Consider the following 26,341-nt stretch of genomic DNA (forward strand, 5'->3'; position numbering starts at 1 on the left):
CATTAAGTCACCTGTTTTGTGTTGAGGTGAGAATATCACCTTTAATCAGGTGGCCAAATTTACTGTGCCACTACAAATTCAATATATTGCATAAGCCACGTAGGCCTGATAAGCGTAGCGCATCAGGCAGTTTTTTGTTTATCATCAGTCTCAGGTCAGATTGAAATCTGACCTGGCCACCTTACGTTAATTTACGACGCCAGCGACAACCTCTGCTGCGTATATTCCCCTAGCCACTGACTCACACGGGATTGTTGCTGCGCATTCAGCCACATGCCTTGTTTTGTGCGACGCCACAGGGCATCGTCGGCGCGGCGGACCCATTCGTGGTCGACCAGATATTTCAGCTCTGCTTCGTAAAACTCATGCCCGAAATCCTCCCCAAGATCGCTTACCGCCCCCGCATTGCCGAGCAGCAGCTCGCTATTGCTGCCGTAAGTGCGCGCGTAGTGACGTGCCAGCGATTCAGTCAGGAACGGGTAACGGCGGCGCAGGCGGGCGGCGTAATCGTCGCGGTCGCCTTCAATGGCTCCGCCCGGCAGCACGCTCTCTTTCGTCCACGCTGGGCCAATGCCCTGATAATATGGCGTCAGTTTTTCCAGCGCGTGTTCCGCCAGTTTGCGGTAGGTGGTCAGCTTACCGCCGAATACCGATAACAGCGGAGCTTTGCCGTTTTCATCATGGATATCAAGGGTGTAATCACGGGTAATGGCCTGCGGCGAATCAGATTCATCATCACACAGTGGACGCACGCCGGAGTAGGTCCAGACGATATCATCCCGGCTTAGCGGCTTTTTAAAGTGCGCGTTATACACTTTCAGCAGGTAATTGATTTCACTCTCTTCAATCTTCACCGCTTTCGGATCGCCTTTATACTCCACATCGGTGGTGCCGATAATGGAAAACTCGTCCATCCACGGGATCACGAAGACAATACGTTTATCTTCGTTTTGCAGAATGTAGGCTTGCTTCTGGGTATGCACACGCGGCACGACAATATGGCTGCCTTTGATCAGGCGAATGCCATAAGGTGAGGGTAGATGCATACCGTCGTCGAAGAACTGCTTCACCCACGGGCCGGTGGCGTTCACGAGGCCGCGCGCTTGCCAGCTATATTTTTTGCCGGTATCGATATCTTCCGCTTCCACAATCCACAGGCCGTTTTCGCGGCGAGCAGAAGTGGCACGAGTACGGGTAAGCACTTCACCGCCTTTACGCACCACCATCTGGGCGTTGGCGAGTACCAGACGGGCGTCGTCTACCCAACAGTCGGAATATTCGAATCCGCGCTTAATTTCCGGTTTTAACACTGAATTTGCGCCAAAACGCAAACCGGTTGATCCCGGCAGGCTGGTGCGTTTACCCAGATGATCGTACATAAACAGACCAATACGGATCATCCACGCCGGACGCAGATGCGGGCGATGCGGCAGGCGAAAACGCATCGGGAAAGCGATATGGGGAGCCATTTTCAGCAACACTTCACGTTCAGCCAGCGCCTCGCTGACCAGGCGGAATTCATAGTGCTCAAGGTAGCGCAGGCCACCATGAATGAGTTTTGAACTGGCGGAAGAGGTCGCACAAGCGAGATCCTGCGCCTCCAGCATCAGCACGGATAAACCGCGTCCAGCGGCGTCTGCCGCGATACCAGCACCATTGATGCCGCCACCTATCACAATCAGATCTTTGGTTTCCATGCTGCCCTCATTCACTTTCGTTAAAGCTCATAAATGTTCGTTATCGAACATATTAGCAAAGAATCGCGCTTTGGGTAACATTGAAAAAACATTTTAGAGTGATATGTATAACATTATGGCGTTTATCTGCCGCTTCGACGTAAACTGTGCGGTAAATTTGCCCACTTGTTTGTAAAGAAAGAGAGACGTATGGATCAGTTCGAATGTATTAACGTTGCCGACGCGCACCAGAAGTTGCAGGAAAAAGAGGCGGTGCTGGTCGATATTCGCGATCCACAGAGTTTCGCAATGGGGCATGCGGTGCAGGCTTTCCATTTAACCAACGACACATTGGGCGCGTTTATGCGTGATAACGACTTCGATACGCCAGTTATGGTGATGTGTTACCACGGTAATAGCAGCAAAGGCGCGGCGCAGTATCTGCTACAACAGGGCTACGATGTGGTCTACAGCATTGATGGCGGCTTTGAAGCCTGGCAGCGTCAGTTTCCTGCAGAGGTGGCGTACGGCGCGTAACGCTTTATACTGTCCCCTTTTGTGTGGAATAAGCGACAGCAACGATGTTGATGATTACCTCTTTTGCTAACCCCCGCGTGGCGCAGGCGTTTGTTGATTACATGGCGACGCAGGGTGTTATCCTCACGATTCAACAACATAACCAAAGCGATGTCTGGCTGGCGGATGAATCCCAGGCCGAACGCGTGCGGGCGGAGCTGGCGCGTTTTCTCGAAAACCCGGCAGATCCGCGTTATCTGGCGGCCAGCTGGCAGTCGGGCCATACCGGCAGCGGCCTGCATTATCGCCGTTATCCCTTCTTTGCTGCCTTGCGTGAACGCGCAGGTCCGGTGACCTGGGTGATGATGATCGCCTGCGTGGTGGTGTTTATCGCCATGCAAATTCTCGGTGATCAGGAAGTGATGTTATGGCTGGCCTGGCCATTCGATCCGACACTGAAATTTGAGTTCTGGCGTTACTTCACTCATGCATTAATGCACTTCTCGCTGATGCATATCCTTTTTAACCTGCTCTGGTGGTGGTATCTCGGCGGCGCGGTGGAAAAACGTCTCGGTAGCGGTAAGCTAATTGTTATTACTCTGATTAGCGCCCTGTTAAGCGGCTATGTGCAGCAAAAATTCAGCGGGCCGTGGTTTGGCGGGCTTTCTGGCGTGGTGTATGCACTGATGGGGTACGTCTGGCTACGCGGCGAACGCGATCCGCAAAGTGGCATTTACCTGCAACGTGGGTTAATCATCTTTGCACTGATCTGGATTGTCGCCGGATGGTTTGATTTGTTTGGGATGTCGATGGCGAACGGAGCACACATCGCCGGGTTAGCCGTGGGTTTAGCGATGGCTTTTGTTGATTCGCTTAATGCGCGAAAACGAAAATAATTCCAGGGATTTATAAATGAAACAAACACAACGTCACAACGGTATTATTGAACTGGTTAAACAGCAGGGTTATGTCAGCACCGAAGAACTGGTGGAACACTTCTCCGTCAGTCCGCAGACTATTCGTCGTGACCTCAACGAGCTGGCGGAGCAAAACCTGATCCTGCGTCACCATGGCGGCGCGGCACTGCCTTCCAGTTCGGTTAACACGCCGTGGCACGATCGTAAGGCCACCCAGACCGAAGAAAAAGAGCGTATTGCCCGCAAAGTGGCGGAGCAAATTCCTAACGGCTCGACGCTATTTATTGATATCGGCACCACGCCGGAAGCGGTGGCGCACGCGCTGCTTAATCACAGCAATTTGCGCATTGTGACCAACAATCTCAACGTCGCTAACACGCTGATGGTGAAAGACGATTTCCGCATTATCCTCGCCGGTGGCGAATTACGCAGCCGCGATGGTGGGATCATTGGCGAAGCGACGCTCGATTTTATCTCCCAGTTCCGCCTCGACTTCGGGATTCTGGGGATCAGCGGCATCGATAGCGACGGCTCGCTGCTGGAGTTCGATTACCACGAAGTTCGCACCAAACGCGCTATTATTGAGAACTCGCGCCACGTTATGCTGGTTGTCGATCACTCGAAATTTGGCCGTAATGCGATGGTCAATATGGGCAGCATCAGCATGGTCGATGCCGTCTACACCGACGCCCCGCCACCAGCGAGCGTGATGCAGGTGCTGACAGACCATCATATTCAGCTGGAGCTGTGCTGATCCTGCACGGCTTCCCACGTCAGACCAAAACGCGCCAGGTATTTGCGTAGCCGATCCGCGTCGTTGACGCTGGCTTTGCCCTGGCGCGAAACATCAAAGAGTTCACGCCCGGCAGCGGAAAGCGATTTTGCCTGACGGCAAACGACGATAACGTTTTCCAGTTGCATGCGGTCAAAGAGATCGATGTTTTCCGCTTCAGCGCCCAGTAGCGGTGTAAGCACGGAAGGGCGGCTTTCCTGCCAGTTATAGCGCAGACGGTTTATCTCATCTTCAACCACTTCCAGAGTGATGCGTCCGCTAGTGGCAAAGGTTGCCATTCGCGTGACGCTGGCAGAAAGCTCGCGAAAGTTACCGCGCCATGTTGCCTGGGGAGATGTCGCAAAGGCCAGCCAGGCGCGCCTCGCTTCGGTGTTAAAACGTACGCTGTCGCCGGTGAGTGAGGCGACAGCGCTCCACTTCATAATCCAGGTTCGGTTCAATATCTTCCTGGCGCTGGCGTAGACCCGGCAGGGTGAAGGTCCAGAGATTGATCCGCGCGTACAGGTCTTCGCGAAATTTGCCTTCGGCAACCAGCTGACGCAAATCGCGCACCGTTCCGGCGATCAGCTGAAAATCACTGCTCACCTGGCGATCGCTACCAAACGGGTAAAAGGTTTTCTCTTCAATGGCTTTTAGCAACATTGCCTGTTCGTCTGCGCCCAGTTCGCCAATCTCATCAAGAAACAACATGCCGCCGTTGGCACTGCGTAATAATCCTTCACGAGATTCCCGCGCCCCGGTAAACGCGCCTTTTACATGACCAAACAGCGTCGACATGGCGGTATCACCGCGCAGGGTGGCGCAGTTCACTTCCACAAACGCGCCGCTAAACTGATGCCGCGCCTGTTTTAACTCGAAGATGCGTCGTGCCAGAAACGACTTTCCCGCACCGGTCGGGCCGTTAAGCAGGATCGGTGCGCGGGATTTGATCGCCACTTTTTCGATCTGCTCAATCATGCGGTTGAAGTGGGCGTTACGCGTGGCAATGCCGGATTTGAGGAAATCGAGGGTTTGCTGGCGTTCTTCGGCAAAGCGGCTGGCGATGGCGTTATAACGGCTTAAATCGAGATCGATAATCGTCACTTCACCTGCGCCGCGCGGTTGTTCTTTTTTGCGCGGTGGTGAAGATTGTATCAACCGGGCGGGCAAGTAACGCGCTTCTGCCAGCAGAAACCAGCAAATCTGCGCGACGTGGGTACCGGTGGTGATGTGAATTAAATAGTCTTCTTTATCAGGTTCGAACGCGTAACCACGGGCGAAATCATGCAGGCAGGCGTAAACCTCCTCGAAATCCCACGGGTTATGCAGTTCAATCTCAACGCTCACCACTTCTGTTTCTGGCGAAACATTGGCGATATCGCGTTTAAGCGTTTCAAACAGCGAGCGTGAGCGGGCGTCGTGCAACAATTCCAGTCGATTGATGACTAACGATTCTTGCTGGCATAGACAGAGTGACGGACGCCATTTCGACCATCGCTGACTGCCGCGCCCGGCATAATCCAGTACGGTGCCGACAAAGCCAAAAGCCACTGTTTTACGCATCTTAGATATCCTTATAAAAGACGATATTTCATTATCGGCGAATTGGCTTTGCGGGAAATCTCCGCTTACGGACGTAAAGATTTAATCTATTAAAAACAATGAATTAAAAAATTAAGCTGCTTATTTAATTTTCTGGCACGACGGTTGCAATTATCAGGACAGCAAACAACGAAAAGAGAAAAACAAAATGAATTACGAATTACTGACCACTGAAAATGCCCCGGTAAAAATGTGGACCAAAGGCGTGCCGGTAGAGGCCGATGCGCGTCAGCAACTTATTAATACGGCGAAGATGCCGTTTATTTTCAAACATATTGCGGTAATGCCGGATGTACACCTGGGTAAAGGTTCCACCATTGGTAGCGTGATCCCAACCAAAGGAGCGATTATTCCGGCGGCGGTGGGGGTAGATATCGGTTGTGGAATGAACGCACTGCGAACTGCGTTAACGGCGGCTGACCTGCCTGAAAACCTGGCGGAGCTGCGTCAGGCGATTGAAACTGCCGTGCCGCACGGACGTTCCAATAATCGTAGCCGTCGTGATAAAGGCGCATGGGAGCATCCGCCTGTTAACGTCGATGCTAAATGGGCCGAGCTGGAAGCTGGTTATCAGTGGTTAACGCAAAAATATCCGCGTTTCCTTAACACTAATAACTATAAACATCTGGGAACGCTGGGAACGGGTAACCACTTTATTGAAATCTGCCTTGATGAGTCGGACCAGGTGTGGATTATGCTGCACTCCGGTTCACGCGGAATTGGTAATGCCATCGGGACTTACTTTATCGATCTGGCACAAAAAGAGATGCAGGAAACGCTTGAAACGTTGCCATCGCGTGACCTGGCGTACTTTATGGAAGGTACGGAATACTTTGATGATTACCTGAAAGCGGTGGCCTGGGCGCAGCTTTTTGCCAGCCTTAACCGCGATGCGATGATGGAAAATGTGGTAACGGCGTTGCAGAGCGTTACGCAGAAAACGGTAAGACAGCCACAAACGCTGGCGATGGAAGAGATCAACTGTCACCACAACTATGTGCAAAAAGAACAGCACTTTGGCGAAGAGATCTATGTGACGCGTAAAGGCGCGGTGTCTGCGCGTGCTGGTCAATATGGAATTATTCCCGGTTCGATGGGGGCGAAAAGCTTTATTGTCCGTGGGCTGGGAAATGAAGAGTCGTTCTGTTCGTGCAGCCACGGTGCCGGGCGGGTAATGAGCCGTACTAAAGCGAAAAAACTGTTCAGCGTGGAAGATCAAATTCGTGCCACCGCGCATGTGGAATGCCGTAAAGATGCCGAAGTGATCGACGAAATCCCGATGGCGTATAAAGATATCGACGCGGTGATGGCGGCACAAAGCGATCTGGTGGAAGTTATCTACACCCTGCGTCAGGTGGTGTGTGTAAAAGGATAAATGATGAAAAGGATGATTGCGCTGGATGGCGCACAGGGCGAAGGCGGCGGGCAGATCCTGCGCTCGGCGCTGAGTCTGTCGATGATAACCGGCCAGCCATTTACCATCACCGGCATTCGCGCCGGGCGGGCGAAACCGGGGCTGTTGCGCCAGCATCTGACGGCTGTAAAGGCAGCGACGGAAATTTGCGGAGCAACGGTGGAGGGTGCGGAGCTGGGGGCGCAGCGTCTGGTCTTCCGACCCGGTACCGTGCGCGGTGGCGACTACCGCTTTGCTATCGGTAGCGCCGGAAGCAGCACGCTGGTGCTGCAAACGGTGCTGCCCGCGCTGTGGTTTGCTGACGGGCCTTCGCGTGTTGAAGTGAGCGGAGGTACCGATAACCCGTCGGCCCCGCCTGCGGATTTTATCCGCCGGGTGCTGGAGCCGCTGCTGGCAAAAATAGGAATTCATCAGCAAACCACGCTGTTACGTCACGGTTTTTATCCTGCCGGAGGCGGCGTGGTGGCGACGGAAGTCTCGCCCGTGGCATCGTTTAACACCTTGCAACTTGGCGAGCGCGGGAACATTGTGCAGATACGTGGAGAGGTGCTACTGGCTGGTGTGCCACGCCATGTCGCTGAGCGTGAAATCGCTACGTTGGCGGGTAGTTTTTCCCTGCATGAGCAGAATATTCATAACCTGCCGCGCGACCAGGGGCCGGGTAATACCGTCTCGCTGGAAGTTGAAAGTGAAAATATCACTGAACGCTTTTTTGTCGTCGGTGAAAAGCGCGTCAGTGCCGAAGTGGTGGCTGCGCAGTTAGTGCAAGAGGTGAAACGTTACCTGGCGAGCCCGGCGGCGGTGGGGGAATATCTCGCCGACCAGTTGGTGCTACCGATGGCGCTGGCGGGCGCGGGAGAATTTACGGTCGCCCATCCCTCATGCCATCTGCTGACCAATATCGCGGTGGTGGAGCGTTTCTTGCCAGTGCGGTTTAGTCTGGTGGAGGCGGATGGCGTAACGCGGGTGAGCATTGAATGATATAAAGATGTAAGCCGGAACCGACGTATTATCCGGCTAAACTCACACCCCATATCCCATCATCTTCAGCAGTTTCTGCGCGTGTTGTACCGCGGCCTGACGGTGGGCGACACCGAGTTTTTGGTACAGATTGCGGATATGCGTTTTGATGGTGGTTGCCGCCACTTCCAGCTCGCCTGCAATTTGTTCATTGCTGTAACCGGAGTAAATCAGCCCCAATACCTGCCATTCGCGTTGGGTCAGCGGGCTGGTACGGATCAATTCTGGTACTTCCGGATGATTTAGCAGACGTTCAACGAAATTCTCATCAAAATGGGCGAATTTATGCCGATGATGTTGATTTATTTCCCGCAGAATACGCTGTGCACGATGCTGTTCCAGCTCAGGCAACGTATTGAGTTGAATCAGTTGGCGTAACTGTTGCGCCATCGCTTCGCCTTCGATGACAAAGTGACTGATAAATCCGGTACGATTCGCCAGTTTTAATGCCTCCAGCAACACACGCTGGGCATCATTTTTGCGACCGGCCTGCCAGTATAGTTGATTAAGCAGCAACAGGTTACGGTTGAGATCGCTCATTAACCGCAGACTGCGGGCGTTTTCATTGAGTTCTTCAAGAACAATTTCTGCCGGTTCAAACTCGCCCAGCAATATTTGTGCACGGGCGATGTTGCGCCATTGACCTTGCAGGAAGTGGTTATTCGCAAACTCCGGTTTGGCTGTGTGACGCAACCAGTTGGCGGCGGCAGCTTTGTCGCCGGTCATTTGCCAGTAAATGACCCGGACTTTGTTGGCGTTAGAGATCCAGTCGCTGTGATATTTGCCATTTCCCAGCAGGTTTTCCAGACGATTCAGTTGGCTACGGGCGTTATCCAAATCACCTCGGGCCAGCGAGCATTGAATCAACATTGCCAGGCACTGGAGCTGTTGCTGTGGCTGATAAGACGACAAAACTTCAATCCCGCTGCGTGCCGATGCTTCGGCTTCGTCCAGCCGTGCCCAGGCCCATAACAGTTGTGCTCGGATACGTACCAGAAATTCATGCATTGGCAGCTGTTCCAGATGCTGCTCGTTGATCAGCTGGAACGCTTTTTCCTGCGTTTCCCACGCGGTTTGCAGAAAACCCTGAGCAAACAGAATTTCGCTTTGCTGGATTAAACTCCACAAAGCGTAGTGCCAGACATCGTGCTGGCGTGCCATCTGTTCGGTTTGCTGCATTAACGCCAGTGAGCGGGTCAGTTCCCCTTTGCAGTGCAATACTTCACCCAACACCGAAGTTGCTACAATGCGGCTGTAGAACCAGCCGGGAGGCAGTTCTTCCAGTGCCAGTTTTGCCAGCCGTTCAGCTTCATCCGGGTTACCATCGTTAATTGCCACCTGGGCGCGCAGAGCATTAAATTCTGCGTGCATGGTGCCTTCTCTGATGTCTTTGATTTCATGTTCAGCACGAGCCAGCAGGGTGTTTACTTCGCCGTAGCGATGCTGGCTTTGCATCAGCCACGCTTGTAATAACACCAACTGCGGATTTTCCAGCAAACTCTCCCATGGCAGGGCTTTAAGTGACTCTTCAAGTAGCGAAAGTTCGCTGTGGTTGAACAAACTCCAGGCGTGATTAAGCAGAATATCGCGCAGCATCAGCGCATCGCCTGCCGCCAGCGCATGATGAATCGCTTCGCTGGGGAATCCCTGGGCCATCCAGCTTTCTGCGGCGGCACTGTGGATTTTCGGCAGCTCAGCCGCCAGTTCCCACTGGCAGCGCTGGCGCAGGAAGTTGCCAAACAGCGGGTGATAGCAGAACCACTCGCCGCTATCATCCATCCGCTGTAAAAACAGCCCCTGACGCTCAATCTCTTCGAGGCGCATTTGCCCGTTTTCTTCGCCGGTCACACGAGTGATGAGTGCATCGTTCATTGAGCGCAAAATGGCGCTTTTCAACAGAAAATGGCGCGTTGCGAGATCGACGTTGTCCAAAACCTCATCGACCAGATAATCCGAAAGATGACTGGCATTGATTCCCGCCAGGCGACGTGCCGACTTATGGGCTGAGTGGGTATTCTGCCGGGCGGAGAGGGCAATTAACTGTAGCGCAGTCGCCCAACCGGAAACGTCATCGCAAATCCGACTGCTTTCTGCGGCTTCAATCGGCGATGACAGGCGGCAATCAAAAAACTGCTTCGCTTCCTGGTGGGTAAACGCCAGTTGCTGACTGCCAATTTCCAGCAGTTGGTCGCGAACACGCAGATTGGCAATGCCCAGTTGCGGAAGATTGCGTGACAGCACCACCAGGGTGAGATTTTCTGGTTGATGGCGAATAAAGAAGCGCATTGACTCGTGGATCACCGGATTAGTGATCAGATGGTAGTCATCGATGACCAGATAAAGTGGGCTATGCCATTCCGCCAGCTCAATGAAAAGCTGGGCGAAGAGTGACGTCAGGCTGGCATATTGCCGTTTTTGCGCCATCGTCTCACAAATCGCACAGTGACCGTTGGTTGCCTGTTGCACGGCGGCAATGAAATAGCTGGCGAAACGCTCTTGCTGGTTATCGCCCTCATCCAGCGAGTACCAGCCCAAATCGTTTTTGCCTGCCGCCCATTGAGAAATGAGCGTGGTTTTTCCGTAGCCCGCAGGACTCGTGATCAGCGCCAGCCGGAAGTTGTTCGCGCCGGAAAGTTTAGCCAGCAGGCGCTCACGAACCACGGTATGGTCGAGTCGAACCGGACGACTTAATTTTGACGGAATCAGCATAGTTAATCACTTCACTGTGGAAAATGAGGAAATATTATTTTTTTTGCGCTTCGTAATTAATGGTTATAAGGTCGGCCAGAAACCCTTCTAATGCAAGCGATGACGTTTTTTTATGTGTCTGAATTTGCACTGTGTCACAATTCCAAATGTTTATTAACAACTCACCTAATAACGACGCTGATGCAGCGTGAATACTGGGTTTTACGGTATTTTCCTCATGTTCATCAGTTTCATTTAAGCAAGGGAGTCTTCTCAATTCCTGATGAAAGAGCCATCTAAAAAGAGGATCTTAATAAACCTATTAAGAATGAGATGGAACAAACTGGATGTTTTACTTATGAAACTGTTTCACTCCTTTACTTAATTTATAGAGTTACCTTCCGCCTTTTGAAAATACACAACGGCCATTTTTTGCACCTAGATACAGATTTTCTGCGCTGTATGGCATTGATTTGCTGCTAATCCTGTGGATTGCACTAGGTTTAAGTGGTCGAGATCACATTTCCTTGCTCATCCCCGCAACTCCTCCCTGCCTAATCCCCCGCAGGATGAGGAAGGTCAACATCGAGCCTGGCAAACTAGCGATAACGTTGTGTTGAAAATCTAAGAAAAGTGGAACTCCTATGTCACAACCTATTTTTAACGATAAGCAATTTCAGGAAGCGCTTTCACGTCAGTGGCAGCGTTATGGCTTAAATTCTGCGGCTGAAATGACCCCTCGCCAGTGGTGGCTGGCAGTGAGTGAAGCCCTGGCGGAAATGCTACGTGCCCAGCCATTCGCTAAACCGGTGGCCAATCAGCGACATGTTAACTATATCTCAATGGAGTTTTTGATTGGACGCCTGACGGGTAACAACCTGTTGAATCTTGGCTGGTATCAGGATGTACAGGATTCGTTGAAGGCTTATGACATCAACCTGACTGACCTGCTGGAAGAAGAGATCGACCCGGCGCTGGGTAACGGTGGTCTGGGACGTCTGGCTGCGTGCTTCCTCGACTCAATGGCAACTGTCGGTCAGTCTGCGACGGGTTATGGTCTTAACTATCAATATGGCTTGTTCCGCCAGTCTTTTGTCGATGGCAAACAGGTTGAAGCGCCGGATGACTGGCATCGCGGTAACTACCCGTGGTTCCGCCACAACGAAGCACTGGATGTGCAGGTAGGAATTGGCGGTAAAGTGACGAAAGACGGACGCTGGGAGCCAGAATTTACCATTACCGGTCAAGCGTGGGATCTTCCCGTTGTCGGTTATCGTAATGGCGTGGCGCAGCCGCTGCGTCTGTGGCAGGCGACGCATGCGCATCCGTTTGATCTGACAAAATTTAACGACGGTGATTTCCTGCGTGCCGAACAACAGGGCATCAACGCGGAAAAACTGACCAAAGTTCTCTATCCAAACGACAACCATACTGCCGGTAAAAAGCTGCGCCTGATGCAGCAATACTTCCAATGTGCTTGTTCGGTAGCGGATATTCTGCGTCGCCATCATTTGGCGGGGCGTAAACTGCACGAGCTGGCAGATTACGAAGTTATTCAACTGAACGATACCCACCCGACTATCGCGATTCCAGAGCTGCTGCGCGTGCTGATTGATGAGCATCAGATGAGCTGGGATGACGCCTGGGCCATCACCAGCAAAACTTTTGCTTACACCAACCATACCCTGATGCCAGAAGCGCTGGAACGCTGGGATGTGAAGCTAGTGAAAGGCTTACTGCCGCGCCACATGCAGATTATTAACGAAATCAATACTCGCTTTAAAACGCTGGTGGAAAAAAACTGGCCGGGCGATGAAAAAGTGTGGGCCAAACTGGCGGTGGTACACGACAAACAGGTGCATATGGCGAACCTGTGTGTAGTTGGCGGTTTCGCGGTGAACGGTGTAGCGGCGCTGCATTCAGATCTGGTGGTGAAAGATCTGTTCCCGGAATATCACCAGCTGTGGCCGAACAAATTCCATAACGTCACCAATGGTATTACCCCTCGTCGCTGGATCAAACAATGCAACCCGGCACTGGCGGCTCTGTTGGATAAATCACTGAAAAAAGAGTGGGCTAACGATCTCGATCAGCTGATCAATCTGGAAAAATTCGCTGATGACGCGAAATTCCGTCAGCAATATCGCGAGATCAAGCAGGCGAATAAAGTCCGTCTGGCGGAGTTTGTGAAAGTTCGTACCGGTATTGAAATCAATCCTCAGGCGATTTTCGATATTCAGATCAAACGCTTGCATGAGTACAAACGTCAGCACCTGAATCTGCTGCATATTCTGGCGTTGTACAAAGAGATTCGTGAAAACCCGCAGGCTGATCGCGTACCGCGCGTCTTCCTCTTCGGCGCGAAAGCGGCACCGGGCTACTACCTAGCGAAGAATATTATCTTTGCGATCAACAAAGTGGCTGACGTGATCAACAACGATCCGCAGGTTGGCAACAAATTGAAGGTGGTGTTCCTGCCGGATTATTGCGTTTCGGCGGCGGAAAAACTGATCCCGGCGGCGGATATCTCCGAACAAATTTCGACTGCAGGTAAAGAAGCTTCCGGTACCGGCAATATGAAACTGGCGCTCAATGGTGCGCTTACTGTCGGTACGCTGGATGGTGCGAACGTTGAAATCGCCGAGAAAGTTGGTGAAGAAAATATCTTTATTTTTGGTCATACCGTGGAACAAGTGAAGGCAATTCTGGCCAAAGGCTACGACCCGGTGAAATGGCGGAAGAAAGATAAGGTGCTGGACGCAGTATTGAAAGAGCTGGAAAGTGGCAAATACAGCGACGGCGATAAGCATGCCTTCGACCAGATGCTGCACAGTATCGGCAAACAGGGCGGCGATCCGTATCTGGTGATGGCGGATTTCGCAGCCTATGTAGAGGCACAAAAGCAGGTGGATGTGCTGTACCGCGACCAGGAGGCCTGGACTCGCGCGGCGATCCTCAATACCGCCCGCTGCGGTATGTTTAGCTCGGATCGCTCTATTCGCGATTATCAGGCTCGTATCTGGCAGGCAAAACGCTAAGGAAGCTCGATGGAAAGCAAACGTCTGGATAATGCCGCGCTGGCGGCGGGGATCAGCCCCAATTACATCAATGCCCACGGTAAACCGCAGTCGATTAGCGCCGAAACCAAACGGCGTTTGCTTGACGCGATGCATCAACGTACCGCCACGAAAGTGGCGGTAACGCCAGTCCCGAATGTCATGGTCTATACCAGCGGCAAAAAAATGCCGATGGCGGTGGAGGGCAGCGGCGAATATAGCTGGCTGCTGACCACCGAAGAAGGAACGCAGTACAAAGGCCATGTAACGGGGGGCAAAGCGTTCAATTTACCGACGAAGTTGCCGGAAGGTTATCACACGTTGACACTCACCCAGGACGACCAGCGCGCGCATTGCCGGGTGATTGTCGCCCCGAAACGCTGTTACGAACCGCAGGCGTTGCTGAATAAACAAAAGCTGTGGGGCGCCTGCGTCCAGCTTTATACGCTGCGATCGGAAAAAAACTGGGGTATTGGGGATTTTGGCGATCTCAAAGTGATGCTGGTGGATGTGGCAAAACGTGGCGGGGCTTTCATCGGTCTGAACCCGATTCATGCGCTCTATCCGGCAAATCCGGAAAGTGCCAGTCCGTATAGCCCGTCTTCTCGTCGCTGGCTAAATGTGGTTTATATCGACGTTAACGCCGTCGAAGATTTCCATCTTAGCGAAGAGGCTCAGGCCTGGTGGCAGTTACCGACCACGCAACAGACGCTGCAACAGGCACGGGATGCCGACTGGGTCGATTACTCCACCGTCACTGCGCTGAAAATGACAGCATTGCGGATGGCGTGGAAAGGTTTTGCGCAACGTGATGATGAGCAGATGGCCGCGTTTCGCCAGTTTGTTGCAGAGCAGGGCGACAGCCTGTTCTGGCAGGCGGCGTTTGACGCGTTACATGCCCAGCAAGTGAAAGAAGACGAAATGCGCTGGGGCTGGCCTGCATGGCCAGAGATGTATCAGAACGTGGATTCACCAGAAGTGCGTCAGTTCTGCGAAGAACATCGTGATGACGTCGATTTTTATCTCTGGTTGCAGTGGCTGGCTTACAGCCAGTTTGCCGCCTGCTGGGAGATAAGCCAGGGCCATGAAATGCCGATTGGCTTGTACCGTGATCTGGCGGTTGGCGTAGCAGAGGGTGGAGCAGAAACCTGGTGCGACCGGGAGTTGTATTGCCTGAAAGCGTCGGTGGGCGCGCCGCCGGATATCCTCGGCCCGTTGGGGCAGAACTGGGGATTGCCGCCGATGGATCCGCATATCATCACCGCGCGTGCCTATGAACCGTTTATCGAGCTGTTGCGTGCCAATATGCAAAACTGCGGCGCGTTGCGAATTGACCATGTGATGTCGATGCTGCGTTTGTGGTGGATACCGTATGGCGAGACGGCAGATCAGGGCGCGTATGTTCACTATCCGGTAGATGATCTGCTCTCGATTCTGGCACTCGAAAGTAAGCGCCATCGCTGCATGGTGATTGGTGAAGACCTCGGCACTGTACCGGTAGAGATTGTCGGTAAACTGCGCAGCAGCGGTGTGTACTCCTACAAAGTGCTCTATTTCGAAAGCGACCACGAGAAGACATTCCGCGCGCCGAAAGCGTATCCGGAGCAGTCGATGGCGGTTGCGGCGACACACGACCTGCCTACACTGCGTGGCTACTGGGAGAGCGGGGATTTAACACTGGGCAAAACGCTGGGGCTGTACCCGGATGAAGTGGTATTGCGCGGTCTGTATCAGGATCGCGAACTGGCGAAGCAAGGGTTACTGGATGCACTGCATAAACATGGTTGCCTGCCAAAACGTGCGGGGCATAAGGCATCGTTAATGTCGATGACGCCGATGCTTAATCGTGGTTTGCAACGTTATATCGCTGATAGTAACAGTGCTCTGTTAGGGCTTCAGCCAGAAGACTGGCTGGATATGGCCGAACCGGTAAATATTCCCGGAACCAGTTACCAGTATAAAAACTGGCGGCGCAAGCTTTCCGCAACGCTTGAGACGATGTTTGCTGATGATGGCGTGAACAAGTTGCTGAAGGATTTGGACAGACGGCGCAGAGCGGCTGCGAAGAAGCAGTAGAGAGCGGTTGATGCCGGATGCGATGCATCCGGCAGTCAGTGTTATCAAATCACCATATTCAGCAGCAGACAGCCTACCAGACCGCACACCGAGATAATGGTTTCCAGCATCGACCAGGACTTGATGGTCTCGCCGATAGTCAGGTTAAAGTACTCTTTGAATAGCCAGAAGCCCGGATCGTTCACGTGAGAGAAAATCACACTACCGGAACCAACCGCAATAACCATCAGTTCCGGGCTAACACCCGTCGTTGCAATTAGTGGTGCCGCGATACCCCCCGCAGTGATTGCCGCAACGGTTGCGGAACCCAGCGCGATACGCAGTACGGCGGCAATCGACCAGGCCATCAGCAGCGGAGAAATGTTGGTTTCGTGCATCATGGAAGCAATGTATTTGTCCACGCCGCTGTCTACCAGCACCTGCTTGAACGCACCGCCACCACCGATGATCAACAGCATCATCGCGATGATTTTGATGGAAGAAACCAGCGTGTCGTTAATCTGATCCATTGAACGACCACGGTTCAGACCAAAGGTGAACATCGCAATCAACACGGCAATCAGCGTTGCCATTACCGGGTCACCGAGGAACTCCGCCACTGGCAGGAAAGCGTGACCTTTCGGCAGGATCATTTCGGCAATTGCACGCATCGCCATCAGCACAACCGGCACCAGAGAAGTCCAGACGCTGACGCCAAAGCTTGGCATCTCTTCTTCGCTGAAGGTTTTCGCGCTGTACAGACCTTCCGGGATTGGCTTATCGATACCTTTCAGCACGCGAGCGTAAACCGGACCGGCGAGAATAACGGTTGGGATTGCCAGAATAGTTCCGTACAGCAGGGTCTTACCCATATCGGCATTGAAAATGGTGGCAATCGCAGTTGGGCCCGGATGTGGCGGCAGGAAGCCGTGGGTCACAGACAGCGCAGCCGCCATTGGTACACCAACATACAGCAGCGGAATATTCGCGGAAGCCGCGATGGTAAACACCAGCGGCAGCATTAGCACGAAGCCCACTTCATAGAACAGGGCAAAACCGACAGTAAAACCGGTTAACACTACCGCCCATTGGATGTGTTTTTTACCAAATTTGGCAATCAGCGTGGTGGCGATACGCTGTGCACCACCGCAGTCTGCCAGCATTTTGCCCAGCATCGCGCCAAAACCCATGATCAGGGCAAGGCTACCGAGCGTCCCGCCGACACCAGCTTTGATGGAGCCAATAACTTTATCCAGCGGCATTCCCTGCATTAATCCAACAGCAAGCGCCACGAGGACGAGAGCGATGAATCCGTTCATTTTGAAGCGGATCATCAGGAGCAACAACAAGATTACACCGATAGCAACAATGACTAATGGCATGATTTACCTGGCCTTTCATTTGTTATGGGTAACGTCAATTTTCTGACGACAAACTCTAATTATCCCAATCGGGAACAGAGATATTGCGGCACCACGACTGATACCCACTAAAACTAATTATTGTAGTCAGATGTCAGGAGTATGTTTGGTACCCACGTGAATGATACGGGTAACATCTGGCGTTTGAGAATCACCAGAGCGGGGTAAATTTAAATTATGAGAGGTTGGTCATATTATCGCGGGGAAACGTAGGGACTGGATTTGCCGAGGCAATGTAGCGCCAACGCCTGGCAGACGGCCCGATAAGACGCTTTAGCGTCGCATCGGGCAATCTATAAAAGAGAGGATAACTTAGTAGTAAGAGTGTTCGCCGCGCTGGTGTTCGGTGAGATCGCGTACACCTTTCAGCTCCGGGAATTCGTTCAGCAGCTGCTTTTCGATCCCTTCTTTCAGCGTCACATCGACCATTGAACAACCGTTACAACCGCCGCCAAATTGCAGAATGGCGTAACCGTCTTCGGTGATTTCCATCAGCGAAACGCGACCACCGTGACCGGCAAGCTGTGGGTTGATCTGCGACTGCAGCATATACTCCACGCGCTCCATCAGCGGCGCATCGTCAGCTACTTTGCGCATTTTGGCGTTTGGGGCTTTCAGCGTCAGCTGAGAACCCAACTGGTCGGTAACAAAGTCGATCTCTGCATCTTCCAGGTAAGGCGCGCTTAACTCATCAACATACGCGGTCAGCAGGTCAAATTTCAGGGCAGTGTCGGTGGCTTCCACAGCGTCCGGCGGACAATAAGAAACGCCACATTCAGCGTTAGGCGTGCCAGGGTTAATCACAAATACGCGGATTTGTGTCCCTTCTTCCTGATTTGCCAGCAGTTTGGCAAAGTGCGCTTGTGCAGCATCGGAAATACGGATCATAGTAATGGCCTAATAGTTGACTATTTTAGTTGGTTATAATACGCCCATCATCGAGGCTCTACAAGGTTCGACAAAGGCACCAGACCTGGACAGTCGCCGCACCATTGCGTAAAAGCAACTGCGCAATCTCTGCGACGGTACTTCCGGTGGTAACGACATCATCCACTATCACCATATGGCGACCTTGCACCGGCAATTCAAGGCGAAAGGCATTTTTCAGGTTGCGTTTGCGCAGCCGGGCGCTAAGAAAATGCTGGGTCGCAGTGGCCCGTGTACGTGTGACGGCTTCGCTATCCCATTGGCAGTGCAACCAGCGTGATAACGGCTGACACAGCAAATCGCTCTGATTAAATCCCCGACGCCAGTGACGCCGCTGCCATAACGGCACGCTGATGATGCGGTCCGGCAATTGCAAACCGGTGGCGCGACGAGCGTGTAAGACTTCCAATAGTAACAGACGTGACAGGGCGCTGGCGATTTCGCAACGCCGGGAAAACTTAAGCTGGTGGATGAGCGGACTTAACGGCGGTGCATAGTCGGCAACCGTGACCAGTCTTTGCCACGGCGGTGGTTTTTGCAGGCAGCGACCGCAGGGAAGATGGGAGTGTGTTGCGGGTAATCCACATTGTGGGCATAACGTTTTATCTGTACGGGTGGCGCGAGAGCATACCGAACAAATCCCCCAATGACCTAACGCCAGGGGCATTCGGCATAGCCAGCATAATCCCGGTACTGTTAGCATATGTTCATCCTTGTAAGTAAAAAGAGAACAATAGCGGATGAATAACATCTGGTGGCAGACCAAAGGTCAGGGGAATGTTCATCTTGTGCTGCTGCACGGATGGGGACTGAATGCCGAAGTGTGGCGTTGCATTGATGAGGAACTTAGCTCGCATTTTACGCTGCATCTCGTTGATCTGCCCGGCTTCGGGCGCAGCCAGGGATTTGGTGCGATGTCACTTGCTGATATGGCTGAAGTCGTGCTGCGACAAGCTCCGGACAAAGCTATCTGGTTAGGCTGGAGTTTGGGCGGACTGGTGGCAAGCCAGATTGTGTTAACCCATCCCGAGCGGGTTCAGGCGCTGGTCACCGTGGCGTCGTCGCCATGTTTTAGTGCTCGTGACGATTGGCCGGGGATCAAACCGGACGTGCTGGCAGGTTTCCAGCAGCAACTCAGTGACGATTTTCAGCGCACGGTAGAACGGTTCCTTGCGTTACAAACCATGGGTACAGAAACGGCACGCCAGGATGCGCGAGCGCTGAAGAAAACCGTTCTGGCGTTACCGATGCCGGAGGTCGACGTGCTTAATGGCGGGCTGGAAATCCTGAAAACGGTCGATCTCCGTCAGCCGCTGCAAAACGTGTCCATGCCGTTTTTGCGATTGTATGGCTATCTCGATGGTCTGGTGCCGCGCAAAGTGGTGCCGATGCTGGATAAACTCTGGCCACACAGCGAGTCGTACATCTTCGCCAAAGCGGCCCATGCGCCGTTTATTTCGCATCCGGACGAGTTTTGTCACCTGCTGGTGGCGTTGAAGCAGAGGGTGTAGACAGCTGTTGAAATGGCGAGACAGAACTTTACTAGCTCGCCGCAGCCAACTCCTCTTCTGACACCCCGGTAAATCGCATGATGTCTGCAAGAGGGACTCCGGATTCAAGCATTATTTTTGCTATATGCAAGGCTTTGGATTGTTCCCCCTCTTGCCGCAATCTTTCCGCAATAGTCATTAAACTCTCCTTGTGTTTCGGTGAACGTTCGGCAACGCCGTCGATAAAATCGTTAAAACGTACCGCATCGCCGGTTTGTAGTATGTAATTAAACAGCCCTTTGATTTGTCTGTCATTAGCGTATCCACTACTTAATAAGCAGGCCATTTGCTCTACTAGCCCCATCAGGTCGCGTTGACGTATATGTTTTTGAATTAGCTCCAGCAGCGCCATGCGCCGGTGCTGCATGATTTCATCATCAGGCATGACAGTGACATCAATCAGCGGAAATGCAGAGGCATAAAGCTGCCTTGCCAGTTTGGGATCGGCGAAACAATCCAGCCAACACAGTGAATAGGGATAGGGGCTTTCAATGCCGTGGTAAAACAACAATGGCACCACCATCGGCAACGTTTTGTATCCGGCATCCAGGTGATTTTGCATTGCGGCAATGGCGTAACGCATCATGCGAAATGCGATCAGTTTGTTTGAGGTGCTTTGATGTTCAATCAGACAATAGATATATCCCGGTCCTTGTTCCGTTTTCACCGACCACAGCACGTCGGAATAGCTTTCACGCAGATCGTCATCAATAAAGCTGCTCGACTCCAGCTTGAGGGTTTTCATATCACAGAGCGCGTGAATAGGTGCCGGTAAATGGAACGCAAGAAAATCGCGCGCCGTCTCCGGTTGGCGTAAAAAGAGTTTGAACAGCGCATCGTGTGGGGTGGAACTCTGCTTTTTGCTCATGGCGTTCCTTCACCTGTTGTTTGAATGCCGCGACTCTACGCGCCACTCCACACCTGTGCATTAGCGAGTTTTCATCCCTGCGAGACGCTTTCAGAGGAACTTACGTTGTACTGCAAGAGTTGCATTTTTATGGAAAGCCGCACGCAAAAAAGCCCGGTTGCAAACGCATACCGGGCTTTCAAAACAGGTAGTAAAACAAGGTTAACGTAACGCCCACCACTCACGCAGACAGGCTTTGCCTTCCGGGCAGCTTTTACAACTCCCGGAGAGGCAGCCGTCAGGTTCTTCCTGAATTCGCACGGCTTTGCCCATACTTTCCAGCTGTTGCAGCATGGCGTTAATCATGGGTTGCGGAGTGTTCAATGTCTGGCTTATCTGGGCCGCTTCCATACGGCCCCGTAATGCCAGCAAATCACGCACCTGAATGAGCGAAGCCATTGCTGTATCCTTAGTGGCAATCGCCAGTGGTGCTGGCTGCACAGCAACTGCTTACCGATTTGCGTGTTGCCAGCAGTTCGATATCGACCCGGCTACGTGCGCGACGCAGCAAACCGATAACCACGATGTTAAACAGGATAACCGCCAGAATGCACACCAGGCTGTAAGTTGGGTGCTGGCTGTAGCTGGCGACCTGGTAGAACAATGTTGCCAGTGAGTAAGCAATATTCAGCCCCCACAGGATGGAGAAGCCCATCCAGCCACGGCTTGATTCACGGGCGATGGCCCCCATCACCGAGATACACGGTACATACAGCAGAACGAAAATCAGGTAGCTGTAAGCAGCTGCTGCGCTTCCAAATTTCTGATCCATCACGCCCATCGCTCCGGTACCCATTTCACCGTCGCCTTTGCTCGCTTCAATGGGGTTCATCAGTACGCTAAGACTGAAGGTGTCTTTCAGACTCTGCCAGGTTTCATCTACCGCGCTGAATAGCTCTTCACCGAGGTTAAATTCCGCCGGATTGAACTCTTCATCCTGAATATTTTCTGCGGTGTAGAGAGTGTTGAGCGTACCCACTACCACTTCTTTCGCCATTGCGCCCGTGAACAGGCCAACTGTTGCCTGCCAGTTATCTTCATGTACACCAATCGGCTTGAAGACCGGGGTGATCACCCGACTAACGGAAGCCAATGCGGAGTCGTTGATGTTATCGACGATTTTCCCGCTCAGAGAGAAGCTGTTGAAAGCGCTCAGGAAAATGCTGACGATGATAATCACTTTACCAGCACGCAGAACGAAACCTTTCAGACGCTGCCAGGTCTGGATAATCAGGCTTTTAACGTGTGGTACATGGTAGACCGGTAGCTCCATGACAAACGGCGTCGCTTCACCGCGCATGATGGTGTACTTGAGCATCAGGCCAGTCAGCACCGCCATCACAATACCGAGCATATACAGCGAGAAGACCGCCAGCGCACCGTTCTGCCCGAAGAAGGCAGCCGCGAATACGGCGAAGATAGCCAGACGCGCGCCGCAGGACATAAACGGTGCCATCATGATGGTCATCAGACGTTCACGCGGTGCATCAAGCGTACGTGCGCCCATTACCGACGGTACGTTACAACCGAAACCAACGATCAGCGGTACAAAGGATTTCCCGGGCAAGCCCAGCGCCTGCATCAGACGGTCCATCACAAACGCCGCACGCGCCATATAGCCGGAGTCCTCGAGGAAGGAGAGGAACAGGTACATCATGCCGATCTGTGGCACCAGTGGCAGAACGGTGTTAATACCGCCCCCCAGGCCCTGGGCGAGGAAGATAGTCAGCCAGTCCGGGAAGTGGAGCGTGTAGCCAATCCACTGAATACCATGCACAAATAGCGCCACGGAGCCGACGTCAAACAGTGGCTGTAACGCCCCGCCGATGTTGATAGCCAACAGGAACATCAGGTACATCACAAAGAGGAAAATCGGCAGACCGAGGAAACGGTTGAGCACGATTTTATCTACCGCAGTGGTGAAACGGCTGGGTTCTGCCGTCAGGGTGTTGCTTACCACATCACAGATGGCAGCAATGCACTGGTAACGCGCATCGGCAATGTGCAGCGCCGGATCGTCCATCTCATTACGCAGACGGGCGAGGGCGGCATCAAGATGCTGCGACGCTTCACCGGCGTAGGCGCGGCTGTAGATATCGCCTTCCAGCATTTGCAGGCCCAGCCAGCGACGTTGTTTGAGCGGGATGTCGGAAGGCATCACTTTTGCCAGTGAATCTGCTTCGTTGAGCAGCGGCTGTGCGTAATGCACCAGTTCCACATTCTCGTTAGCTTTATAGCGATCAATCGCCAGCTTGAGCGCTTCAATACCGCGACCACGAGTTGAAACCAGCGGGATCACCGGGCAGCCAAGACGTGCCGACAGAGCATCAATTTCAATGCGAATATTTTGCTTCTCGGCAATGTCGAGCATGTTCAGCGCCACGATGCAGGGAATGCCGAGTTCCAGCAGTTGTAGCGTCAGGTACAGGTTACGCTCAAGGTTAGACGCATCCACCACGTTAATCAGCAGGTCAGCGTCGCCACTCAAAATGTAGTGACAGGCGATTTGCTCATCGAGCGAGGTCTGCGATGAGATGGTGGTCAGAGAATAGGTGCCGGGGAGGTCCACCAGCGTGACCTGATGATCGGTGGTGGAGAATTGCCCTTCTTTACGTTCGACGGTAACGCCAGCCCAGTTACCTACACGCTGGCGCGCGCCGGTGAGCTGGTTAAATAAGGTTGTCTTGCCAGAATTTGGATTACCAATTAAGCCAATGGTTAATTTTTTCATTGTTGTTATCACCGTATTAACAGGAAACCGCTTCCACTTCTAATAAGGCCAGATCTTTTTTGCGTAATACCAGGCTCACACGACGGGTTTCGATATGAATGGGGTCGCCAAGTGGAGCGACGCGCACCACATTAAAAGAGGAGCCAGGTAACATGCCAAGAGAAAGCAGTTTTTGGCGATATGCCGGGCTGATTTCACGGGAAAAGCCAGTGATTTTCCACGCAGTATCTGGAGTGTATTGCATAGGTGCCTACTTGTTTCTCATTAACTGGATAACTACCTCATGGGGCGTTTGACAGCGACATGAGACCAGATGATTTGCCAACAAAGGAGAGATTAAATAATCAACAACACAATGATAATGAGAATGGTTTCTATCAGCAATACTTAAAATGTGTGCGAATGTTGGTTTAGATAATAATCTGCGTGAATGTTGATGTGGCTCAAGGTTATATCGCAGCGAAAATATAATTCGAATGGCGAATTATCAGGGCGGGTTAATGTTTAATTAAGGTTTCATTTGTTAATTAAGTGATAAATATTGACGAAATATAGTGTGAGTTTCGTTGTGGAATAAAAATGCCGGAGATATTCTCCGGCATTTTTATGTCAGGCATGGCGTTTATTGCCAGATGCGGCGTGAACGCCTGATCTGGCCTACGATCTTGTGCAAATTCGAACCGTAGGCCAATCAGGAGGTTTAACGTTTTTTGCCCATTGCCGCCGCCAGCGCATCCATCATCGCGCTGTTACCGGCAGGCTGCGCTTCACGACCGCGTGGTTTGGCTGCCGGGCGGTTGTTTTGCGGGCGTTCATTACCGCCCCCGCGACGGGCGTTGGTTTCGCCAGGCTGCTCGTCCAGACGCATAGTCAGGGCGATACGTTTACGCTGAAGATCCACTTCCAGCACTTTCACCTTCACAATGTCGCCCGCTTTCACCACGGTATGCGGATCTTCCACAAACTTGTTCGACAATGAAGAGATGTGAACCAGGCCGTCCTGATGTACGCCAATATCGACAAACGCGCCAAAGTTGGTGACGTTGGTCACCGCACCTTCGAGGATCATACCCGGTTGCAGGTCGTTCATTGTCTCGACGCCATCGGCAAACTGGGCGGTTTTAAATTCCGGACGCGGATCGCGACCCGGTTTTTCCAGCTCTTTGATGATGTCGGTTACCGTCGGCACACCGAATTTCTCATCAGTAAAGTCAGACGCTTTCAGGTTACGCAGTTCGCTGCTGTTACCCATCAGATCTTTCAGTGCCTGCTGTGTTGCTGCCAGAATGCGTTCCACCACCGGATAGGCTTCCGGGTGAACAGTAGAGGCGTCCAGCGGGTTGTCACCGTGGTTAATGCGCAAGAAGCCTGCGCACTGCTCGAAGGCTTTTGGCCCCAGGCGGCTGACTTTTAACAGTTGCTGGCGGTTCTGGAACTGGCCGTTCTCATCGCGCCAGGCCACAATGTTTTGCGCCATCATGCGCGTCAGGCCCGCCACGCGGGTTAACAGCGGAACGGAAGCGGTGTTGAGATCGACGCCAACGGCGTTTACGCAGTCTTCTACTACTGCATCCAGTTTGCGGGCCAGCTGCGTCTGGCTGACGTCATGCTGATACTGACCTACGCCGATAGATTTCGGATCGATTTTCACCAGCTCCGCCAGCGGATCCTGCAAACGACGGGCGATAGACACCGCGCCACGCAGCGAAACATCGAGATCCGGGAACTCCTGCGCTGCCAGCTCGGAAGCCGAGTAAACCGACGCGCCTGCTTCGCTGACGATCACTTTCTGTGCGGTCACTTTCGGAAACTGCTTCTGAACGTCGAGATAGAAACGCTCAGTTTCGCGGGAAGCCGTACCGTTACCGATTGCCACCAGTTCAACGTTATGTTTTTCACACAAGGCAGCAACGGTCATCGCTGCTTTTGCGGCTTGTCCGGTGTGCGGATAAATGGTGTCGGTCGCCACCAGTTTACCCGTCGCATCGACTACCGCCACTTTTACCCCGGTACGCAGACCCGGATCGAGGCCCATCGTCGCACGCAGTCCGGCTGGGGCCGCCATCAGCAGATCGTGCAGGTTACGGGCAAAGACGTTGATTGCTTCATCTTCTGCACGTTCGCGCACTGTACCCATCAGTTCGGTTTCCAGGTGCATCAGCACCTTGATGCGCCAGGTCCAGCTCACCACGCCTTTGCGCCAGCTATCCGCCGGGGCATTGTTCAGGCGCAGACCGAGGTGATCCATGATGATTTGCTCGCAATAGCTCTCTTTTGGCGGTTCGTCGAACTGCGGATCGGCATTTAGCGAAAGCTGGAGTACGCCTTCGTTACGCCCACGGAACATCGCCAGCGCGCGGTGAGAAGGCACCGTTGACAGCGGTTCGTGATGATCGAAATAGTCGCGGAATTTCGCCCCTTCCTCTTCTTTACCGTTCACCACCGTAGAAACCAAATGCGCGTTCTTCCACAGATAATCACGCACTTTCGCCAGCAGCGCGGCATCTTCGGCAAACCGTTCCATCAGGATATAGCGCGCGCCGTCCAGCGCGGCTTTGGTATCTGCTACGCCTTTATCGGCATCAACATATTGTGCAGCGGCGACTTCTGGCGTGTGCGACGGATCGTTCCACAGTAGGTCGGCCAGTGGCTCAAGTCCTGCTTCAATAGCAATTTGCCCGCGGGTGCGGCGTTTAGGTTTGTAGGGCAGGTAGAGGTCTTCGAGTTCGGTTTTGCTTAAGGTGGCGTTGATAGCATTCGCCAGCTCGTCGGTCAGTTTGCCTTGCTCGGAAATGGACTTGAGGATTGCCTGACGTCTCTCTTCCAGCTCGCGCAAATAGCTCAGACGCGTTTCCAGATTACGCAGTTGCGTGTCATCCAGACCGCCGGTGATTTCCTTACGATAACGTGCGATAAACGGCACGGTATTCCCTTCGTCAAGCAGGCGAACGGCAGCGTCAACCTGTTCCGGGCGCGCCTGAATTTCACCCGCAATAATGCGGCAGAACGAATCATTCATCATGGTTTGAGTTCATCTTTTCGGATCAAAAATCAGGGGATAGTTATACGGACTGGCTGGCAAAAATGCC

18 protein-coding genes and 1 pseudogene are annotated in these 26,341 nt (G+C 52.8%); 8 read left to right on the top strand and 11 right to left on the bottom strand.

The features are described from left to right. Positions 1 to 191: 191 nt before the first annotated feature. Positions 192 to 1,697 (bottom strand): glycerol-3-phosphate dehydrogenase, encoded by a 1,506-nt coding sequence (gene glpD, locus BEB42_RS19455; protein ID WP_000448118.1) that lies wholly within the window; start codon positions 1,695 to 1,697, stop codon positions 192 to 194. Positions 1,698 to 1,886: 189 nt separating this feature from the next. On the opposite strand from glpD, the gene glpE reads away from it, so the two are divergent. Genes glpE through BEB42_RS19470 form a run of 3 tightly spaced genes read left to right on the top strand, consistent with a single transcriptional unit; the run spans position 1,887 to position 3,863 of the window. Then, complete coding sequence (gene glpE / locus BEB42_RS19460; protein ID WP_000371928.1) at positions 1,887 to 2,213, top strand: thiosulfate sulfurtransferase GlpE; 327 nt, start codon at positions 1,887 to 1,889, stop codon at positions 2,211 to 2,213. 44 nt (positions 2,214 to 2,257) lie between these two features. Further along, complete coding sequence (glpG, locus tag BEB42_RS19465) at positions 2,258 to 3,088, top strand: rhomboid family intramembrane serine protease GlpG (protein ID WP_000928735.1); 831 nt, start codon at positions 2,258 to 2,260, stop codon at positions 3,086 to 3,088. 16 nt (positions 3,089 to 3,104) lie between these two features. Continuing rightward, positions 3,105 to 3,863, top strand: a complete 759-nt coding sequence (locus BEB42_RS19470) for a DeoR/GlpR family transcriptional regulator (RefSeq protein ID WP_000815094.1) — start codon at positions 3,105 to 3,107, stop codon at positions 3,861 to 3,863. On the opposite strand, the pseudogene rtcR reads toward BEB42_RS19470, so the two are convergent. Beyond that, a pseudogene (rtcR, locus tag BEB42_RS19475) lies at positions 3,845 to 5,444 on the bottom strand (DNA-binding transcriptional regulator RtcR). The gene BEB42_RS19470 and the pseudogene rtcR sit on opposite strands and share 19 nt — an antisense overlap. A 187-nt stretch (positions 5,445 to 5,631) precedes the next feature. On the opposite strand from rtcR, the gene rtcB reads away from it, so the two are divergent. Both rtcB and rtcA read left to right on the top strand, forming a co-directional pair. Continuing rightward, a complete protein-coding gene (rtcB, locus tag BEB42_RS19480; protein WP_001105449.1) occupies positions 5,632 to 6,858 on the top strand; it encodes an RNA-splicing ligase RtcB in 1,227 nt (408 codons plus the stop codon). Between the two features lie 3 nt (positions 6,859 to 6,861). Then, on the top strand, positions 6,862 to 7,878 hold the full coding sequence (gene rtcA, locus BEB42_RS19485; RefSeq protein WP_001353626.1) for an RNA 3'-terminal phosphate cyclase: 1,017 nt from the start codon (positions 6,862 to 6,864) through the stop codon (positions 7,876 to 7,878). A gap of 42 nt (positions 7,879 to 7,920) precedes the next feature. Here the strand turns inward: rtcA and malT are convergent, their stop codons facing one another. Then, positions 7,921 to 10,626 (bottom strand): HTH-type transcriptional regulator MalT, encoded by a 2,706-nt coding sequence (gene malT, locus BEB42_RS19490; protein WP_000907017.1) that lies wholly within the window; start codon positions 10,624 to 10,626, stop codon positions 7,921 to 7,923. 623 nt (positions 10,627 to 11,249) lie between these two features. On the opposite strand from malT, the gene malP reads away from it, so the two are divergent. Next, positions 11,250 to 13,643: a maltodextrin phosphorylase gene (gene malP / locus BEB42_RS19495; protein ID WP_000081879.1), complete on the top strand. Its 2,394-nt coding sequence runs from the start codon at positions 11,250 to 11,252 to the stop codon at positions 13,641 to 13,643. A 9-nt stretch (positions 13,644 to 13,652) separates the two neighbouring features. Continuing rightward, on the top strand, positions 13,653 to 15,737 hold the full coding sequence (malQ, locus tag BEB42_RS19500; protein WP_000444312.1) for a 4-alpha-glucanotransferase: 2,085 nt from the start codon (positions 13,653 to 13,655) through the stop codon (positions 15,735 to 15,737). Between the two features lie 44 nt (positions 15,738 to 15,781). Here the strand turns inward: malQ and gntT are convergent, their stop codons facing one another. From gntT to gntX, 3 genes are all read right to left on the bottom strand, one after another. Then, positions 15,782 to 17,098, bottom strand: coding sequence for a gluconate transporter (gene gntT, locus BEB42_RS19505; protein WP_001131758.1), 1,317 nt, complete (start codon positions 17,096 to 17,098; stop codon positions 15,782 to 15,784). Positions 17,099 to 17,449: 351 nt separating this feature from the next. Next, complete coding sequence (gene nfuA, locus BEB42_RS19510; RefSeq protein ID WP_000619389.1) at positions 17,450 to 18,025, bottom strand: Fe-S biogenesis protein NfuA; 576 nt, start codon at positions 18,023 to 18,025, stop codon at positions 17,450 to 17,452. 58 nt (positions 18,026 to 18,083) lie between these two features. After that, positions 18,084 to 18,767: a DNA utilization protein GntX gene (gene gntX, locus BEB42_RS19515; RefSeq protein WP_001355000.1), complete on the bottom strand. Its 684-nt coding sequence runs from the start codon at positions 18,765 to 18,767 to the stop codon at positions 18,084 to 18,086. A 37-nt stretch (positions 18,768 to 18,804) separates the two neighbouring features. Between gntX and bioH the strand changes: the two genes are divergently transcribed. Further along, entirely contained in the window at positions 18,805 to 19,575 is a 771-nt protein-coding gene (gene bioH / locus BEB42_RS19520; protein WP_001060064.1) for a pimeloyl-ACP methyl ester esterase BioH, read from the top strand. Between the two features lie 31 nt (positions 19,576 to 19,606). Here the strand turns inward: bioH and rpnA are convergent, their stop codons facing one another. From rpnA to BEB42_RS19555, 5 genes are all read right to left on the bottom strand, one after another. Further along, a complete protein-coding gene (rpnA, locus tag BEB42_RS19525; RefSeq protein WP_000039088.1) occupies positions 19,607 to 20,482 on the bottom strand; it encodes a recombination-promoting nuclease RpnA in 876 nt (291 codons plus the stop codon). A 201-nt stretch (positions 20,483 to 20,683) separates the two neighbouring features. Beyond that, complete coding sequence (feoC, locus tag BEB42_RS19535) at positions 20,684 to 20,920, bottom strand: [Fe-S]-dependent transcriptional repressor FeoC (protein WP_000157586.1); 237 nt, start codon at positions 20,918 to 20,920, stop codon at positions 20,684 to 20,686. Between the two features lie 10 nt (positions 20,921 to 20,930). Then, complete coding sequence (gene feoB / locus BEB42_RS19540; protein WP_000737014.1) at positions 20,931 to 23,252, bottom strand: Fe(2+) transporter permease subunit FeoB; 2,322 nt, start codon at positions 23,250 to 23,252, stop codon at positions 20,931 to 20,933. A gap of 16 nt (positions 23,253 to 23,268) precedes the next feature. Then, positions 23,269 to 23,496: a ferrous iron transporter A gene (gene feoA / locus BEB42_RS19545; RefSeq protein WP_001200455.1), complete on the bottom strand. Its 228-nt coding sequence runs from the start codon at positions 23,494 to 23,496 to the stop codon at positions 23,269 to 23,271. A gap of 456 nt (positions 23,497 to 23,952) precedes the next feature. Continuing rightward, positions 23,953 to 26,274: a Tex family protein gene (locus BEB42_RS19555; RefSeq protein WP_000980750.1), complete on the bottom strand. Its 2,322-nt coding sequence runs from the start codon at positions 26,272 to 26,274 to the stop codon at positions 23,953 to 23,955. Positions 26,275 to 26,341: the final 67 nt, after the last annotated feature.

The organism is Escherichia sp. MOD1-EC5990 (assembly GCF_002965285.1).
GTDB lineage: Bacteria > Pseudomonadota > Gammaproteobacteria > Enterobacterales > Enterobacteriaceae > Escherichia > Escherichia coli_F.